At 38.7% G+C, this 17,007-nt stretch carries 16 protein-coding genes; 6 read left to right on the top strand and 10 right to left on the bottom strand.

All coding sequences use genetic code 11. From position 1 onward, the window contains the following. Positions 1-64 precede the first annotated feature (64 nt). From lpdA to ML462_RS09100, 5 genes are all read right to left on the bottom strand, one after another. A complete protein-coding gene (lpdA, locus tag ML462_RS09120; protein ID WP_240713497.1) occupies positions 65-1,456 on the bottom strand; it encodes a dihydrolipoyl dehydrogenase in 1,392 nt (463 codons plus the stop codon). 142 nt (positions 1,457-1,598) lie between these two features. Further along, positions 1,599-2,135, bottom strand: coding sequence for a hypothetical protein (locus ML462_RS09115; protein WP_240713496.1), 537 nt, complete (start codon positions 2,133-2,135; stop codon positions 1,599-1,601). Between the two features lie 16 nt (positions 2,136-2,151). Next, the gene (gene msrB / locus ML462_RS09110) at positions 2,152-2,544 is read right to left on the bottom strand and encodes a peptide-methionine (R)-S-oxide reductase MsrB (protein WP_240713495.1); all 393 of its coding nucleotides are present in this window, start codon (positions 2,542-2,544) and stop codon (positions 2,152-2,154) included. 2 nt (positions 2,545-2,546) lie between these two features. Beyond that, positions 2,547-3,038, bottom strand: a complete 492-nt coding sequence (msrB, locus tag ML462_RS09105) for a peptide-methionine (R)-S-oxide reductase MsrB (protein ID WP_240713494.1) — start codon at positions 3,036-3,038, stop codon at positions 2,547-2,549. 19 nt (positions 3,039-3,057) lie between these two features. Then, entirely contained in the window at positions 3,058-3,936 is an 879-nt protein-coding gene (locus tag ML462_RS09100) for an alpha/beta fold hydrolase (RefSeq protein ID WP_240713493.1), read from the bottom strand. Between the two features lie 190 nt (positions 3,937-4,126). Here ML462_RS09100 and ML462_RS09095 point away from each other — a divergent pair, with 190 nt between their 5' ends. Together ML462_RS09095 and ML462_RS09090 are read left to right on the top strand one after the other, a co-directional pair. Next, the gene (locus tag ML462_RS09095; protein WP_240713492.1) at positions 4,127-4,948 is read left to right on the top strand and encodes a M48 family metallopeptidase; all 822 of its coding nucleotides are present in this window, start codon (positions 4,127-4,129) and stop codon (positions 4,946-4,948) included. Positions 4,949-5,009: 61 nt separating this feature from the next. Then, on the top strand, positions 5,010-6,335 hold the full coding sequence (locus ML462_RS09090) for an MFS transporter (RefSeq protein WP_240713491.1): 1,326 nt from the start codon (positions 5,010-5,012) through the stop codon (positions 6,333-6,335). 42 nt (positions 6,336-6,377) lie between these two features. Here the strand turns inward: ML462_RS09090 and ML462_RS09085 are convergent, their stop codons facing one another. From ML462_RS09085 to ML462_RS09070, 4 genes are read right to left on the bottom strand one after another with little or no spacing between them, the layout of a single operon-like run. After that, positions 6,378-7,100, bottom strand: coding sequence for a head GIN domain-containing protein (locus ML462_RS09085; RefSeq protein WP_240713490.1), 723 nt, complete (start codon positions 7,098-7,100; stop codon positions 6,378-6,380). A gap of 20 nt (positions 7,101-7,120) precedes the next feature. Then, the gene (locus ML462_RS09080) at positions 7,121-8,239 is read right to left on the bottom strand and encodes a DUF4097 family beta strand repeat-containing protein (protein ID WP_240713489.1); all 1,119 of its coding nucleotides are present in this window, start codon (positions 8,237-8,239) and stop codon (positions 7,121-7,123) included. After that, on the bottom strand, positions 8,220-8,780 hold the full coding sequence (locus ML462_RS09075) for a DUF4179 domain-containing protein (protein ID WP_240713488.1): 561 nt from the start codon (positions 8,778-8,780) through the stop codon (positions 8,220-8,222). The genes ML462_RS09080 and ML462_RS09075 overlap by 20 nt, the downstream gene beginning before the upstream one ends. Then, entirely contained in the window at positions 8,770-9,330 is a 561-nt protein-coding gene (locus ML462_RS09070) for an RNA polymerase sigma factor (protein WP_240713487.1), read from the bottom strand. Before ML462_RS09070 ends, ML462_RS09075 begins: the two co-directional genes overlap by 11 nt. A gap of 209 nt (positions 9,331-9,539) precedes the next feature. Here ML462_RS09070 and lon point away from each other — a divergent pair, with 209 nt between their 5' ends. From lon to rpsA, 3 genes are all read left to right on the top strand, one after another. After that, a complete protein-coding gene (gene lon / locus ML462_RS09065; RefSeq protein ID WP_240713486.1) occupies positions 9,540-11,990 on the top strand; it encodes an endopeptidase La in 2,451 nt (816 codons plus the stop codon). Between the two features lie 91 nt (positions 11,991-12,081). Beyond that, the gene (gene cmk, locus ML462_RS09060; RefSeq protein ID WP_240713485.1) at positions 12,082-12,783 is read left to right on the top strand and encodes a (d)CMP kinase; all 702 of its coding nucleotides are present in this window, start codon (positions 12,082-12,084) and stop codon (positions 12,781-12,783) included. A gap of 204 nt (positions 12,784-12,987) precedes the next feature. Further along, complete coding sequence (rpsA, locus tag ML462_RS09055) at positions 12,988-14,838, top strand: 30S ribosomal protein S1 (protein WP_240713484.1); 1,851 nt, start codon at positions 12,988-12,990, stop codon at positions 14,836-14,838. 105 nt (positions 14,839-14,943) lie between these two features. Here rpsA and ML462_RS09050 read toward each other — a convergent pair whose 3' ends face one another. Next, on the bottom strand, positions 14,944-15,837 hold the full coding sequence (locus tag ML462_RS09050) for a hypothetical protein (protein ID WP_240713483.1): 894 nt from the start codon (positions 15,835-15,837) through the stop codon (positions 14,944-14,946). Positions 15,838-16,004: 167 nt separating this feature from the next. On the opposite strand from ML462_RS09050, the gene ML462_RS09045 reads away from it, so the two are divergent. Further along, on the top strand, positions 16,005-17,000 hold the full coding sequence (locus tag ML462_RS09045) for an alpha/beta hydrolase (RefSeq protein WP_240713482.1): 996 nt from the start codon (positions 16,005-16,007) through the stop codon (positions 16,998-17,000). The last annotated feature ends 7 nt before the right edge of the window (positions 17,001-17,007 follow it).

Genomic DNA, 17,007 nt, shown 5'->3' with positions numbered 1-17,007 from the left:
TGAGATAAAAAAATCCCGCATTCTAAAAAATGCGGGATTTCAACTTTATAGAATCTTCTATGTTTTACAAATGAATTACTTCATCATAAGCAGCTGCTACAGCTTCCATTACGGCCTCACTCATGGTTGGGTGAGGATGAACTGCTTTTAATACTTCATGTCCTGTAGTTTCAAGTTTTCTACCCAGAACTGCCTCGGCGATCATATCGGTAACTCCGGCACCAATCATATGGCAACCTAACCATTCACCGTACTTAGCGTCGAAAATCACTTTTACGAATCCATCAGATTTTCCTGCAGCTTTCGCTTTTCCTGAGGCAGAAAATGGGAATTTTCCAACTTTCAGTTCATAACCGGCTTCTTTAGCCTGTTTTTCAGTCATACCAACAGAAGCAATTTCTGGAGTTGCATAGGTACACCCAGGAATGTTCCCGTAGTCAAGCGGCTGAACATCCATACCTTTGATCTTTTCAACACAAAGAATACCTTCAGCTGAAGCAACGTGAGCAAGAGCTGGACCGTGAACAACATCTCCAATGGCATATACTCCGTCAACATTGGTCTTATAAAAATCGTTTACAACGATCTTATCTTTTTCGGTCTTGATCTTAAGATCTTCAAGGCCTATATTTTCAATATTTGTTTTAATACCTACGGCAGAGAGTACAACATCTGCTTCAAGCTTCTCTTCACCTTTCTTTGTCTTAACCGTAGCGACCACTTTTCCATTCTTCTTCTCAACGCTTTCAACGGAAGAATTCGTCATTACCTTAATTCCGGCTTTTTTGATGGATCTTTCGAATTGTTTTGAAACCTCTTCATCTTCTAATGGCACCACATTCGGAAGAAATTCTACTACAGTTACTTCAGTTCCCATAGCATTATAGAAATGAGCGAACTCAACTCCAATGGCACCAGAACCAACCACGATCATCTTCTTTGGCTGCTTTTCAAGGGTCATTGCTTCGCGGTAACCAATAACCGTTTTACCATTTTGCTTTAAATTTGGAAGTTCTCTTGAACGAGCACCGGTAGCAACGATAATATGATCTGCCTGATATTCGGTTTTCTTATCTTTTTTATCTGTAACCTCTACTTTCTTCCCAGATTTCAATTTTCCAAATCCTTCAAGAACATCGATCTTATTCTTTTTCATTAGGAATTGAACACCTTTGCTCATTCCGTTGGCTACATCCCGGCTTCGTTTAACCACCGCTCCAAAATCTTTATCGGCTTTTTCAAGCTTAAGACCATAATCTTCGGCATGTTTAAGATAATCGAATACCTCTGCACTTTTAAGAAGAGCTTTTGTAGGAATACAACCCCAGTTAAGGCAAACGCCACCAAGGCTTTCTTTCTCCACTATTGCGGTTTTAAATCCTAATTGAGAAGCGCGGATCGCGGTTACATAACCACCCGGGCCACTACCTAAAACAATAATATCATATTTACTCATATTCGGAATATTTTGAATCTGTTATAGAGTTTGCGAATTTAAGGAATTAAACCTTAAACTGAAAGTAAGAAGCAAGGGATAAAGGCATTAAAAAAGCCCAACTTAAATAAGTCGGGCTTAAATTTTTCGTTATTTCAATTTTCTAATCGAAAGATAAATTGAATCTGTTCTTTACCTCATTGAAATTAGAGAAATCAACATCGGCATTGGCATTAAAAGTAGCCGATGGAAGAACAACAATCCTGAAGGTCTGGTTATCTGTAAACTGACTGCTTAATCCGCTAAGGTCAAAATCACCATCGATAATGATCTCAACATCGCTAACAGTATGGTTGTAAACATACTGTATAGTTCCTTCATTCAAAAAGAAATTCTGAGGAATAAGGCTCCAGGAATCAATAGTTCCTCCGCCTTCAGCATCAAGTAATTCTAATCTATAAACCAGAACGGCATCAGATTCAGGTTCAAAAGTATCTACTTCCGCAGGGATATCTATTAATTGAGAATAGTAATTCACATCTGAAAAGTAATCGAAATCTATCGTTCTTTCATAAGTGTATCCAAGACCGTCGAGGCCGTCAAGACCATCTTCTCCGGGAGGTCCCTGTGGCCCTCGTTCTCCATCACAGGAAACAATGAGTAGGGCGAATAATACAATTAGAGATAAAAATTTTTTCATGATTTATCGGTTTTAGTTATTTATTAAATTCAATACTGGCCGAGTTCACACAGTAGCGCTGACCGGTATCTGTAGGACCATCATCAAAAACGTGGCCAAGATGACTTCCGCAGTTAGAACAAAGTATTTCTGTACGAATCATTCCGAAGGTTCTGTCCTGGATATATTCTACTTTTCCTTCGATCGCTTCATCAAAACTGGGCCATCCACAGCCGCTATCGAATTTTGAATCGCTTTCAAAAAGTTTTTCTCCACAAGCAGCGCATTTATATTCTCCTTCGTCGAAATGCAGATTGTACTTCCCGGTATGAGGTGCTTCAGTACCTTTCTCCCTTAGAACTCTGTACTGTTCAGGAGAAAGTTCTTTTTTCCACTCGTCCTCGCTCTTTTCTATATTATACTTTTTCATAATTATTCTGAATCTGGTTTAAAGTCCATGGCAACGCCATTGATACAATGTCTTTTTCCAGTGGTTTCCTTCGGACCATCATTAAAGACATGACCAAGGTGCCCACCACATCTGGCACAATGAACTTCATCTCTTTGGTATCCTAATTTGGAATCACTTCCAAAAGCCACTCCACCTTCAACAGCTCTGTCGAAGCTAGGCCAGCCGGTACCGCTTTCAAATTTATGCTTGGTTTTGTATAATTCATTTCCACAGGCTGCGCAAATAAAAGTTCCAGGTTCCTTTATGTCCAAAAGGTCACTTGTAAACGGAGTTTCGGTAGCAGCTTTTCTTAATACGGCGAATTCCTGTGAGGTAAGTTCATTTTTCCATTCTTCTTCAGACTTAGAAACTTCATAATTTTTTGAAGTTTCTTTATCTGAATTTTTTTGGGCATTTCCGTTACAGCTAACAAGAAATGTAGCCAAAACGGTAAATATCAGTATCTTTTTCATAGCAATCTTTTTGATAAAATTACAAAGATTGTGCCGCGATAAAAGTTGTTATTTTGTTAATTACCTCCTTATTCCCTAAAATACGCCGATGTCCCAAACCTTTGGTGATCATTAACTCGCTGTTTTCTAATTCGCTATGGATTTCATGAGCTGAATTCACCTTTACATCTACATCCTCCTCATCATGGATTACCAGGGTAGGAGTAGATACATATTTTGCAGATTCCCCTCCAGATAAAATATCCATATCTTCATTAAACTTTTTATCAAGGTAATTCTTCATCTTTTTAGCAACCTTGTCGTTCATTTTCATGTTCTGAGCGAAATGCCTGGTGATCTCCGAAATATTATTCGCCGTACCTATTATTACCAGTTTCTTGACATCAAGCCCATTTCTTATTGCTCTAAGAGAGGACATTCCTCCAAGAGAATGACCAATCACAACATCAAAGGGTCCGTAAAGCTCGTCCATATGATGAATAGATTCTATAAAGAAGGGCATCATGCTCATCTTCCCTTCAAGTTTGCCATGAGCGGGAGCATCAAAACTATAGCATTTGAAACCTTCTTCATTTAAAGCCTCAGCAATTTTTGCCAGCTGGGTTCCACGGCCACTCCACCCGTGAACCAGAAGTACTTTCTTTACACCATTTCCATATTCGTAAGTAATTATTTCCCTGTTCATTTTAGGAACCAAAACCTTTTTTTGAATAGAATTTTCATCCATTTCCTTTTCTCGTTCTGGTAACTTGTACTTGAAGGGAGTCAAAAATAATTTGGCCGCAAATCTACTTGCCAGGAATGGTGAAATAGAGGTAAGTATTTTTGAAAGGACAAGTATATAGGAGGGAACCAAAAGTCTTTGTACAGGGGTGTTGTCCTTAGTTTTTTTAGTCATATTTTAAGAATTCTACATTTTATTATAAAAAGAATAACAAAATCGTTAAAAGGCCTGTAGTAGCCCGTAAACGCTGCAAATATCAAAAATGGTATTGTTTTTGGTTCTATGATTACTGTTAAATCATACTTAAACAATCTGTAGTGATATTGCCGCTTTTGTACTTTTAACAATCTAAAAACCAAATTTCATGAATTTCAAAAATACCTTTTTATGGTTAAGTGCGCTACTGTTGGTAGTGTCTTGCAAGACCAACCCGTTTACCGGGGAAAGTAATCTCAATTTCGTCTCTAACGATCAACTTTTTCCTGCATCATTCGAACAATACAATCAGTTTTTGAAGGAGGCAGATGTGGTTAGAAATACCGAAGAATCTAGAAGGGTTAAAAATCTTGGAGAAAATATTGTTAATGCCGCAGAGCGTTACCTTAATGCTAACGGTTACCAGGGCTTCATGAATGATTTTCGCTGGGAGTTCAACCTTGTAAAGAATGACCAGGCGAATGCTTTTGCTATGCCTGGAGGTAAAGTTGTTGTTTATACTGGAATTCTTGATGAAGCTCAAAATGTAAATGGCTTAGCAACCATCATGGCTCACGAGATCGCCCACGCCTTGGCAGATCACGGTGCACAAAGAATGAGCGCCGCCCAGCTTCAACAACTAGGAGCAGTGGCGGGTTCTGTAGCGGTAAGTGGAAGAAGCGAGTCTACGCAGCAGATTTTCGCTCAGGCTTATGGTTTAGGAACTACTGTAGGTGTAATGTTGCCATTTAGCAGAAGTCACGAGGCTGAGGCTGATAGAATTGGTTTAACTATGATGGCAATTGCCGGGTATGATCCTCGGGAAGCACCTGAGCTTTGGAAGAGAATGCAGGCTAACAGCAGCGGGCAGGCTCCACCAGAATTCTTAAGTACCCACCCGTCTAATCAGACCAGGATTAATAATCTTACTAAATGGGCTCCTGATGCAATCGCTGAGGCCAGAAAGTACGGAGTAACAAGTTTCAAATAAGAAAACTTAAAAATAAAATTGAAAAGCCACCAGATTCGGTGGCTTTTTCTATTTTTAGAGCATGAAGCAACTACCAAAAGGAAGTAAAAAGCTATTGCACGCCTGGGCTTTTTACGATTGGGCCAATTCGGTTTATAGTCTTGTTATCTCCTCAGCCATATTTCCTATTTTTTATGGTGCCCTAACCATCATCAAGGATAGTGAAGGAAATAAGGTAAGTGATACTGTTAATTTCCTGGGTTTTGAACTTAACAACGATACTCTAATTAGTTATGTTACCGCCAGTGCATTTCTGGTGGTTAGTTTTTTAAGTCCGTTTTTATCTGGAATTGCCGATTATGTTGGGAATAAGAAGAACTTCCTGAAATTCTTCTGCTACCTTGGTGCAGTTTCCTGCATTGGATTGTTCTGGTTTAATCTGGAATTTTTATGGTTCGGTTTGCTCTGTTATTTTCTAGCCCTTATCGGGTTCTGGTCCAGCCTTGTTTTCTATAATTCTTACCTTCCTGATATTGCCTACCCGGAACAGCAGGATAAGGCTAGTGCAAAAGGTTTTTCTCTGGGATATATAGGAAGTGTGATCTTACTTATTCTTTGTTTATTAATGATTCTGAAACACGACTGGTTTGGGTTCGAGGATGAGGGACTACCTACCAGGTTATCTTTCGTTCTTACTGGCATATGGTGGATTGGTTTTAGCCAGTACACCTACTATTACCTACCTGCAGGAAATAAAAAGGCTAAGTTAACAATGGGAGTTCTGTTTAACGGGTTCAGGGAGCTTAAAGGAATCTGGAATTCCTTGAAACGAGATAAGTCGCTTAAGCGCTATCTCATTGCTTTCTTTGTGTATAGTATGGCGGTACAAACTATAATGCTTATCGCCACCTATTTTGGGATCGAAGAGCTGCAGTGGGGTGATCAGGACCCAACTACCGGATTGATTGTAAGCATTCTTTTAATTCAATTGGTTGCGGTAGCCGGAGCTACTTTAACTTCCAGGTTAGCCATTAGGTATGGAGATATAAAAATCCTTATCCTAATTAATCTCTTCTGGATTGCCATTTGCGGATATGCCTATTTTATCACAACCCCGGTACAGTTCTATGCCGCAGCGGCTTCAGTAGGTCTGGTTATGGGAGGGATTCAGTCTTTATCAAGGTCTACTTACTCGAAGATGCTGCCCAAGAATGCAGTAGATACGGCCAGTTATTTCAGTTTTTATGATGTTTCGGAAAAAATAGGAATTGTTATAGGAATGTCGTTGTATGGGTATGTCGCCCAAGAAACCGGAAGTGTGAGGAATGCAATCTTGTTTTTAGTTATTTTCTTTATAGCCGGAGTGATATTATTAATGCGGGTCCCAAAACGAAGTGTAAAAGCATAAAAAAACCTGCGTTAAGCAGGTTTTTCAAGGATTACTGAAATTTTAAAAGGAAGTTACACCGCCGGAGCCATGTGTGCTAAAATCCTGTTTTTCAGGATTTCCTTTATAAACAATATCTCCAGAACCTGAAACTTTTGCTTTTAAAGATTTACTGGCGTAAACCATAATATCCCCAGAGCCTGAAACCCTGGCTTCTACGTTCTCGGCCTCTAGATCATAAGCTTCAAAATCTCCACTTCCGGTAACCGTGCATTCGAAATTCTGACTTCTTCCTTTCAGTTTTACATCACCAGATCCAGTTACTGCTCCTTCAAGGTCCTGTACTTCCAGTTCCAGTTTCATATCTCCAGAACCGGTTACCTGGACTTTCATATTAGTTGCTTTGAGTACATCTTTTGTCCATAGATCCCCTGAACCTGTTACAGAAACCGCATTTACGGCTTCTACGGGCACAGTAATTAGAAGTTTCTCCTTTGGATAAAGGCTGTATCCGTCTTCAGTAGAAATCTTTAAAGTTCCGTTCTTCACCTCTGTGACTATAAATTCCTGCAGGTTACTCTCGGCTTCAACTTTTACGGTTCCTTCCTTTCCAGAAATCAGTTCAACGTTCATTGAACCTACAAGCTGAATTTCATCATACGGGCCTGTATTTCTGTTTGTGCTTGTAAGATCACCGTTACCTTTTACTTTTTCTGTATTCCATTGTGCGTTAACACAGGATAGGGATAACATGCAAATGCTAAATAATAAAATGACTTTTTTCATGATGTTAGTTATTTGGTCGATTAATTTTTATAAAATTTTACGCTTCCGTAGCTGGTAGTAATGTTTATTCGGGCACCTGCGTTAGCAGAACCATAATATCCAGATGCAGAATTACTGCTATTCCTGCTTTCGTTTCTCTGAACATTCAATTCATCTAATCCGTTAATTCCTCCGTAGGATGTCTTGACATCGAAATCCATGCTCATTTCACGGTCGAATCCTAATTTTATCCCGGCGTAATCAGTGTCGATATTGATGCTTTTTGCACCTTTAACAACTTTGTCTATAGAAAGTGATCCATAGTCCATGTTGAGGTCTGCGGAAGTGAATATTCGGTTGATCTTCGAAGTAAGGTAATCGCTATTTCCAATAAGTACTTTTACCTTATCTATCTCCACACTTCCGTAGTCACAATTATACTCCAGTTTAGAAACCTTTCCGATTTTAGATTTAGAATAATCTGCCGTGATAACCAATTGTTCTGCTTCTATGACTTCAAAATCTGAGTAATCTGCATTGATGGTCGCATTGGTCACATAGTCTATTTTACTACTACGGGTATAGTCGAAAGTAAGTGCATTGGATCTTCCTCTAAGTTCTCCCAGGTCCAGTTTTCCGTAATCGCAATTGATACTGGTATTTCCTGTGGTTTTATCTATATAAATTCCACCATAGTCATTGCTAATGCCCAGATGATTGCTTATGGGAGCTCTAACTATGTAATTCACTTCCATGTTCACATTGTCAAAACCATCAAACAGGTCTTTCCACCAGGATTTCTCTTTCTTTGAGAATCTGGTCTTAGCGCTAACACCAGAGTTATTCTGATTGAATTCTACATTGATATCTTCTAGTTTTTTTTCAACTTCTTCCTCATCGTTCCCGTTGGTCTTGATAATAACCTCTATTTGTACCCGGTTTTGGTCCCAGGTGGTAATATCTACATTCCCATAACTGTTATCGATGTTCAGTTGTGAATCTGCGCTTACACTGAATTCTTTTCTGATCTTCTTTTCCTTGGTGTGTTTTCCTGTAAATTCAGTTCTTTTCACACAGCGGTTAGTTTCCGAAAGATCGAAGTTAGGGAGGCCAGGGGCTAGCGCTGCAAAGATTAGTATACTAGATAATATTGTCTTCATGATTCTGGTTCTTTAGTGTTTTAATATTTTCTATTTGGGTTAAAACATTATTTAAAAGGTCAATTCGCTGCTGGAAATTCTGGATCATTGCGTGGATTACACGATTGTCTTTTCCGCTGTCTAAAAGGTCTTTTCTAAGACCCTCATAATTTTGCTCCAGTTTTTCCATTTGCTTTAAGGCATCATTGATAATGATTTCTGTTTCCGGAGATTTTTCAGCATCAAGAGCATTCAGTTCTTTCTGGATTAAACCAGTATAGAATTCCTGGGTTTGTTTCATTTCAGGAGAAATGCTGGCCAGATCGGTATTTTTTGCTGAAGCAGTTGGCGCAATTACTTCACCTAATAGGAAAAATGCCAGAAGGAAACTTGCTGCAATTCCCATGACAGGCGCCCAAAGTCTGCGAACATTTCCTTTATTCTCAGGCCCTTGAGTTTCATTTTCCAGCTTTTTGAAAAAACGCTCTTTATGGCCGGAATGTGGCTCTTCGATATCGAAATCTAACTCTTTAAATAGATTGTCAACGTCATTATTTTTCATGATGCTCTAATTTTTTTCTTAGGCTTTCTTTTGCTCTGGAGATCATCGTCCGGCAATTGGCGTAAGAGATATTCATTATTTCGCAAATTTCCTCATAATCATATCCTTCAATGAGATGCAGGGTTAAACTCAGCCTGTAATTCTCTTTCAGGGACTTGATCTGTTTCAGGATCAACCGGACTTTTTTACTGTTATTATCCTTATAGTCCAGTATGAAACCCTCGTTATCTGCTTCATTCTTTAATTCGTCATTATAGCTTACTTCACCAAGTTTTGCGATCTTTTTATATGCCGTAATACTTTCATTCACTACAATTCTTTTCAACCAGGCTCCAAAGGTGGAATTCTCTTTAAAACTTTCAATTTTGGTAAAAGCACTTAAAAAAGCTTCCTGCATGATATCTTCAGCCTCGGCTGAATGACCTGTTATGCGGTAGGCAGTGTTATACATAGCCTTATAATAACGGTCATAGATTTCCATTTGAGCACGTTGATCGCCAAGACGGCAACGTTCTACCAGGTCTTTAATATGTGTGATGGTTGGTGTCAATTAAAACTTGGTTTCTGTAATAAAGATGGGTTTATTTTCTATTTGTTACACTTTTTAAAAAATAATTTGGGTCAAGCGTGGCACAGGAATTGAATATTTGAATATGAAAATCTGAAATTAATCTGAAAGTCTTATTTATCAGGGCTTTTAAATAACTCATCAAAATTAAGGATTCTTAATTTTGATGACAGTTTGACTTAAATATAATTATGGCTAAAACAAAGTTTGGTAATATTGACAGTTTGTCATTGCAGGGAATCGATGAAGATGCAGAGTTAATCCCTTTAATGACGCCTGAAGATGAAGAGGAAATAAATCGCGAGAGTCTGCCCGAAACGCTTCCTATACTTCCACTTAGAAATACCGTGTTATTTCCCGGAGTTGTAATTCCAATTACCGCTGGTCGTGACGCTTCGATCAAGCTAATTAACGAGGCGAACAACGGAAGTAAGATCATAGGGGTTGTATCTCAAAAGGATGAAGGGGTTGAAAATCCAACTTCCAAGGACATAAATAAAGTTGGGGTAGTGGCAAGGATCCTAAGGGTATTAAAAATGCCTGATGGCAATACTACCGTCATCATTCAGGGTAAAAAGAGATTCCAGATCACTCAGGTGGTAACGGAGGAGCCATATATGAATGCCACAGTTGCTGAGATCGCTGATAACCGTCCTGAAAAAGGAAACGCCGAATTTTCTGCGATCATAGACTCAATAAAGGATCTTGCTCTTCAAATTATTAAGAGCAGCCCGAATATTCCTTCTGAAGCTTCGTTCGCTATTAAGAACATAGAGAGTAATTCCTTTCTTATCAATTTCGTGTCTTCCAACATGAGTTTGAATGTTGAGGAGAAGCAAAAGCTTTTAGAGATGAACGATCTGAAAGAAAGGGCTCTGGCTACGCTTAAACATATGAATACCGAGAACCAGAAACTGGAACTGAAAAATGATATCCAGAGTAAGGTTCAAAGCGATATGAGCCAGCAGCAACGGGAATATTTTCTTCATCAGCAAATGAAAACCATTCAGGAAGAACTGGGTGGGGTTTCTCATGAAGGTGAGATCGTGGAAATGCGCGAAAGAGCTAAAGACAAGCAATGGGGAGAAGATGTTCAGAATCATTTTGAGAAAGAACTTTCCAAAATGCAGCGAATGAATCCCCAGGTAGCTGAATATTCAATTCAAAGAAATTACCTGGATCTGTTCCTTGATCTTCCATGGAATGAATTCAGTAAAGATAAATTCGACCTTAAAAGGGCAAAGAAAATTCTAGATCGTGATCATTATGGTTTAGATGATGTGAAAAGAAGGATTATTGAATATCTGGCAGTGCTTAAGCTGAGAAATGATATGAAATCTCCTATTCTTTGTCTTTACGGACCTCCGGGAGTTGGTAAAACTTCCCTAGGGAAATCTGTAGCAGAGGCTTTAGGGCGTGAATACGTTAGGATCTCGCTTGGTGGTCTTCGGGATGAGGCAGAAATAAGAGGTCATAGAAAGACTTATATAGGTGCCATGCCAGGTAGGATCATTCAGAGTTTAAAGAAAGCCGGAACCAGTAATCCTGTTTTTGTTCTTGATGAGATCGATAAACTGGCGATGGGTAATGCGGGAGATCCTTCTTCAGCATTACTGGAAGTTTTAGATCCAGAGCAGAATTCAGAATTTCATGATAACTTCCTGGAGATGGGGTTTGACTTGTCTAAGGTAATGTTCATCGCAACCTGTAATTCTCTAAGCACCATTCAGCCTGCGCTAAGAGACCGTATGGAGATTATTAATGTAACTGGTTATACCATTGAAGAGAAAGTGCAGATTGCAAAAAGGCATTTACTTCCAAAACAGTTAGAGGAGCATGGTCTTAATTCAGATAATCTGAAGATTGGTAAGAAACAATTAGAAAAGGTCGTTGAAGGTTATACTCGTGAGTCTGGAGTTCGTGCGCTTGAAAAGCAAATAGCTAAAGTTGTGCGATATGCTGCTAAGAATATTGCCATGGAGGAGGAATATAATATCAAGATCACAGATGAAGATATTATAGAAATTCTTGGTAGTCCCAAAATGGAGCGTGATAAGTATGAGAATAATGACGTAGCTGGAGTAGTTACCGGGCTTGCCTGGACCAGCGTTGGTGGCGATATTTTGTTTATCGAATCAATTCTTTCCAAAGGAAAAGGTAATCTCAGCATTACCGGTAACCTGGGTAAGGTGATGAAGGAGTCGGCTACCATTGCAATGGAGTATATTAAAGCAAATGCAGAGCGGCTAGGAATAATACCTTCGATATTCGATCAATATAATGTACATATTCACGTTCCTGAAGGAGCAACACCTAAAGATGGTCCAAGTGCAGGTATTACAATGCTTACTTCTCTCGTCTCTCTATTTTCACAGAAGAAAGTTAAAAAAAGCATTGCTATGACCGGTGAGATTACCCTGCGCGGTAAAGTGCTTCCTGTGGGTGGAATTAAGGAAAAGATTCTAGCTGCCAAGAGAGCAAGAATTAAAGAGATAATCTTGTGTGAAGACAATAAACGTGATATTGAAGAGATCAAGGATGAATATCTTAAAGGTCTTAAATTTCATTACGTAAAAGAAATGAGTGAGGTAATAGATATTGCTATTACCAATCAAAAAGTAAAGAATGCTAAAGCTCTTTAAAAATAAAGCCCCGATAAAGGGGCTTTTTTAATGATTGTACCTGATAGGTTCTTTAAAAATTTACCTTTGCAAAAGACAGACATTAGATTACATGGATAAAAAGATTACTATAGCCATTGATGGATTTTCTTCTACAGGAAAGAGTACGGTAGCCAGACGACTGGCAAAAGAACTGGAATATATATATGTTGATACGGGCGCCATGTACCGGGCGGTTACCCTTTATATGATGCGTAAGTTGTTTGTATCAGATGGAAATTTTGATAAAGAAGCAATTGTGCGCCATTTGCCATTTATCAGTCTTCACTTTGAATTTGATGAAGAGTTAGGATATGGCCATATGTTCCTAAATAATGAAAATGTTGAAAAGGAAATTCGCTATATGGAAGTTTCCCAACATGTCAGTAAGGTTTCTGCAGTTCCGGAAGTTCGAAAAATGCTGGTGAAACAGCAGCAGGAAATGGGAAAGAACAGGGGAGTTGTAATGGATGGCCGCGATATTGGAACCGTCGTTTTTCCTGATGCCGAATTGAAATTGTTTATGACCGCTTCTACTGAAAAGAGAGCTCAAAGAAGATATGATGAATTAAAAGGTAGGGGAGATGAAGTTAATTTTGAACAGGTCCTACAAAACGTAAAAGACAGGGATTATATGGATTCTACCAGGGACGATTCTCCCTTGGTGATGGCAGATGATGCTATTGAATTTGATAATTCCGAAATGGGGTTGGATGAGCAATTTGATAAAATTGTGAAGATCACTAAAGATAAAATCAAAGAGGTTAATTCATAAAATTTATCTCGGCATAATTACTATCCGCAATTAATTGAATAATTAGTTGCGGATTTTTTTTTAGTTACGTATTTTTGCACTCCTTTTTGGCAGAAGACCGGAAATCCAAAAAGGGTTGAAAATCAAAACTATAAACAACTTCTGTAGTTTCTGTTTTGCTGAAAGATTTCCGAAGAAACTCAGAATACAAATTTAAAGTCAGTAATGGCTGAAGAAAACAAAAACAAAGAAACTCAGGAAATTGAAGTACAGGATGTAGCCGGAATGGAGACAGCCTCTCAACCTGAAGCAGAAAAGCAACAGGAAAATCCTGAGAAATTCCTTAAAGAATTTAACTGGCATAATTACGAAGAAGGAATCGATCCTATCGACGATGAGAAACTGGAAGAATTTGAAAAGCTAGTTGAAGAAAATTTCGTTGACACTTTAGATGACGAAGTTGTAACAGGAAAAGTAATCAATATTACAGATCGTGATGCAATTATCGATATCAACGCAAAAAGTGAAGGAGTTATTTCTCTTAACGAATTCCGTTACAACCCAGACCTTAAAGAAGGTGATGATGTTGAGGTACTAATCGACGTTCGCGAAGATGCTACCGGACAATTGATCCTTTCTCACCGTAAGGCGAGAGTTATCAAGGCTTGGGAAAGAGTAAACAAAGCTCACGATGAGAGCCTTGTAGTAAACGGATTCATTAAGTGTCGTACTAAAGGTGGTATGATCGTAGATGTATTTGGTATTGAAGCTTTCTTACCAGGTTCTCAAATCGATGTGAAGCCTATTAGAGATTACGATGCTTACGTTGGTAAGAACATGGAATTCAAAGTGGTTAAAATTAACCATGAATTCAAAAACGTTGTTGTATCTCACAAAGCGCTTATCGAAGCAGATATCGAAGAGCAGAAGAAAGAGATCATCGGTCAGCTTGAAAAAGGTCAGGTACTTGAAGGTACTGTTAAGAACATTACTTCTTACGGTGTATTCGTTGACCTTGGAGGTGTTGACGGACTTGTTCACATTACAGATCTTAGCTGGTCTAGGATCAACCATCCAAATGAGATCGTTGAGCTTGACCAGAAACTTAACGTAGTAATCCTTGACTTTGATGAGTCTAAGTCTAGAATTCAGTTAGGTCTTAAGCAACTTTCTCAGCACCCATGGGATGCTCTTGACGAGAACCTGAAAGTTGGTGACAATGTAAAAGGTAAAGTAGTTGTAATCGCAGATTACGGTGCATTTATCGAAGTTGCTGAAGGTGTTGAAGGTCTTATCCATGTTTCAGAAATGTCTTGGAGCACGCACTTGCGTTCAGCCCAGGATTTCGTAAATGTTGGTGATGAGGTTGAAGCGCAAATCCTTACTTTAGATAGAGAAGACAGAAAAATGTCTCTTGGTATCAAGCAGTTGACCCAGGATCCATGGACTGATATCACTTCTAAATATCCTGTAGGTTCTAAGCATAAAGGTATTGTTCGTAACTTCACTAACTTCGGTGTATTCGTAGAGTTAGAAGAAGGTATCGACGGACTTATCTATATCTCTGACCTTTCCTGGACTAAGAAGATCAAGCATCCATCTGAGTTTACTAACGTAGGTGATGAGCTTGAGGTTGTAGTTCTTGAACTTGATGTTGAAGGTAGAAAACTTTCTCTTGGACATAAGCAGATCGAGGATAATCCTTGGGATAAGTATGAAAAAGACTTTGGAGTTGGAACCAAGCATACTGCTGAGATCACTGAGATCGTAGACAAAGGTGCTACTATCGACTTTAACGAGGATATCACTGCATTCATTCCGCAGAGACACCTTGAAAAAGAAGACGGAAGCAAATTGAAAAAAGGTGAAGAGGCAGAATTCCAGATCATTGAATTCAACAAAGAATTCAAGAGAGTGGTAGCTTCTCACATGGTAATTCACAAAGAAGAAGAGCAGAAAATTGTTAAGCAGGCTGCTAAGAAATCGGCTGCGCAAAACAAGGACAACACCACAACAATTGGTGATGTAAATGCTGATCTTCAAGCGTTGAAAGATAAAATGGAAGGTAAGAAGTAATTCTTCCTGATATTTATAAAGTAAAAACCTCCTTAGGCAACTAAGGAGGTTTTTTTATTTGATCAGGAATTTTAATTTAATCTTTTTACTGACCCTCATTTTTCTTTATTCCACCTTTGGTATAAGGCCGCGAAGTCCCATGTCTACCACCGGTTCGCTATTCTCTCCACCAATATCCCATTTTCCGTTACTATTTAGATCTTCCCATTCAAAGCTTTTATTAGTTGATAAAGACATGACTACGGTAATATCTTCATTTTCGTTACCGCTTATAATTAACGGATTACTGAACTCACCGGTAACCACACAGGAGCCCTGAGGAATAGGAGAAGTTTCAAAAATAGGATTTGGTACGGTAATTCCACCTGGAGGTACCTGACCTGTGCTTACGCCGGCAAGGCTTTCAAAGGCAAAGAAGCCCTGAAGTTTATCGTCGTTCACTTCTACGTTCTCATTTTTTACCCTGAAACTAGAAATATAGGTGTTAAAACCTACAAATCCAGCAATGGTAACCTCGTAAGGATTCCCTTCGTAGTGAACCTTTGCGTCTAGATTTTGGTAGGAAAGGGATAGGCGTACCCACTCATAATTCCCCGGATTAATATTCTTCAAAGGAATACTTAGAAAAATTTCTCCGGGTTCAATAGTAATACTTTCGTCAAAATCAATGGCATTATCACCGCCAGCAGTAGTTTCTGGCGCATGATAGAGGATTTCCCCCTCTCCCAATGGAGTAAAAGCATCTGGAGCAAATTCTAGATAATGTGCAGAGATGCTGTTGAAATTTGGGTCCTGCGCCGCATTACCTTCTGGTACCTGTGAAGGATTTCCAGTGTTTCCTAATCTTAACTGGTTAGGGTCGACATCTAATTTTATAATCAAATTGGCTTCTGTTTGTGAAGGCTCTGGTTGTTCATCATTATCATTACAAGCAATTGCTAAAAATGCAAAACTTAGAATCGTAGATATCTGTAATGTTCTTTTCAATTTATTTTTCATATTAGGTAGGTTGTTTAACTGGATATATAACTGATTAAATTTAGAAAATATTATAATAGGTCATAGATCCTTTTTTATTAACGGGATTCTGAAATGAAAGAATACCCAAAGACACCATTTCACAATAGTTTGTGAATATTTGCCGCGATAAATTCATATAATTGAAAATGAAGAAACGATATTGGATCATCCTGATTTTAATATTAGCCTTAGTAATTACATACTTTTCAGGGCCAGTACCTTCAACACCGGTTTATTCTACAGAATTACCTGAATTCCCAAAAGAATTTAGCCAATTGGAAGAATATATAGCGCAAAAGGAAGATTCCATGCCTGTAAGAAAGGATAATCAGGCGAGGATCGTCTGGTATGACCAGCCCCAAAAGACTGAATTCAGTATAATTTATTTACATGGGTTTGCCGGTAGTTACCGTGATGGATTTCCGGTAAATCAGAATATCGCAGATGCTCTTGAGGCAAATATTTTCATGGCCAGATGGGCTGGTCATGGCCTGAAGCCACCTGCTTCACTTAATAATTTCAATGGAGAGAATGCGTGGAAATCTGCCAGGGAAGCTTTGCAGATTGGGAACAGAATAGGGAAGAAGGTTATTATAATGAGTACTTCTACCGGGGGAACCCTGGCTCTAAAACTGGCCGCAACCTATCCTGAAAAGATTTACGCACTGGTGAATCTTTCTCCAAACCTGGAAGATGATCAGCCGGGTACTTTTGTATTGAATTCTCCCTGGGGATATGAAATTGCCAGTTTAATATCTTTCGGTAAAAATAAAAAGATCGAACATGAACAGGAAGTAGCGAGACAATACTGGGATACAGTTTATCCTTCACGTGCCCTGGTAGATCTGCAGGTGCTTGTTGAAACTACCATGTTACCTGAAACCTTCAGAAAAATAGAGGTGCCTGTACTAACACTCTATTACCATAAGAATTTCATTGAAGAAGACCAGCATGTTGAAGTTAGCGTTTATGAAGATGCTTATAAACTTTTTGCTACACCCGACTCATTAAAAAAACTGAAAGCTCTGGAAACTCAGGATACTCATTTTATAGGAAGCGAAATAAAATCTAAGGATACCAAAAGTGTAGAAGAGGAAATCCTGAAATTCTTAAATGAAATTGAAACTAAACCAGTTGGTTAAATTAGCA

The sequence above is a fragment of the Christiangramia lutea genome (genome assembly GCF_022489035.1).
Lineage (GTDB): Bacteria > Bacteroidota > Bacteroidia > Flavobacteriales > Flavobacteriaceae > Christiangramia > Christiangramia lutea.
This window is presented reverse-complemented; position numbering and strand designations above follow the sequence as displayed.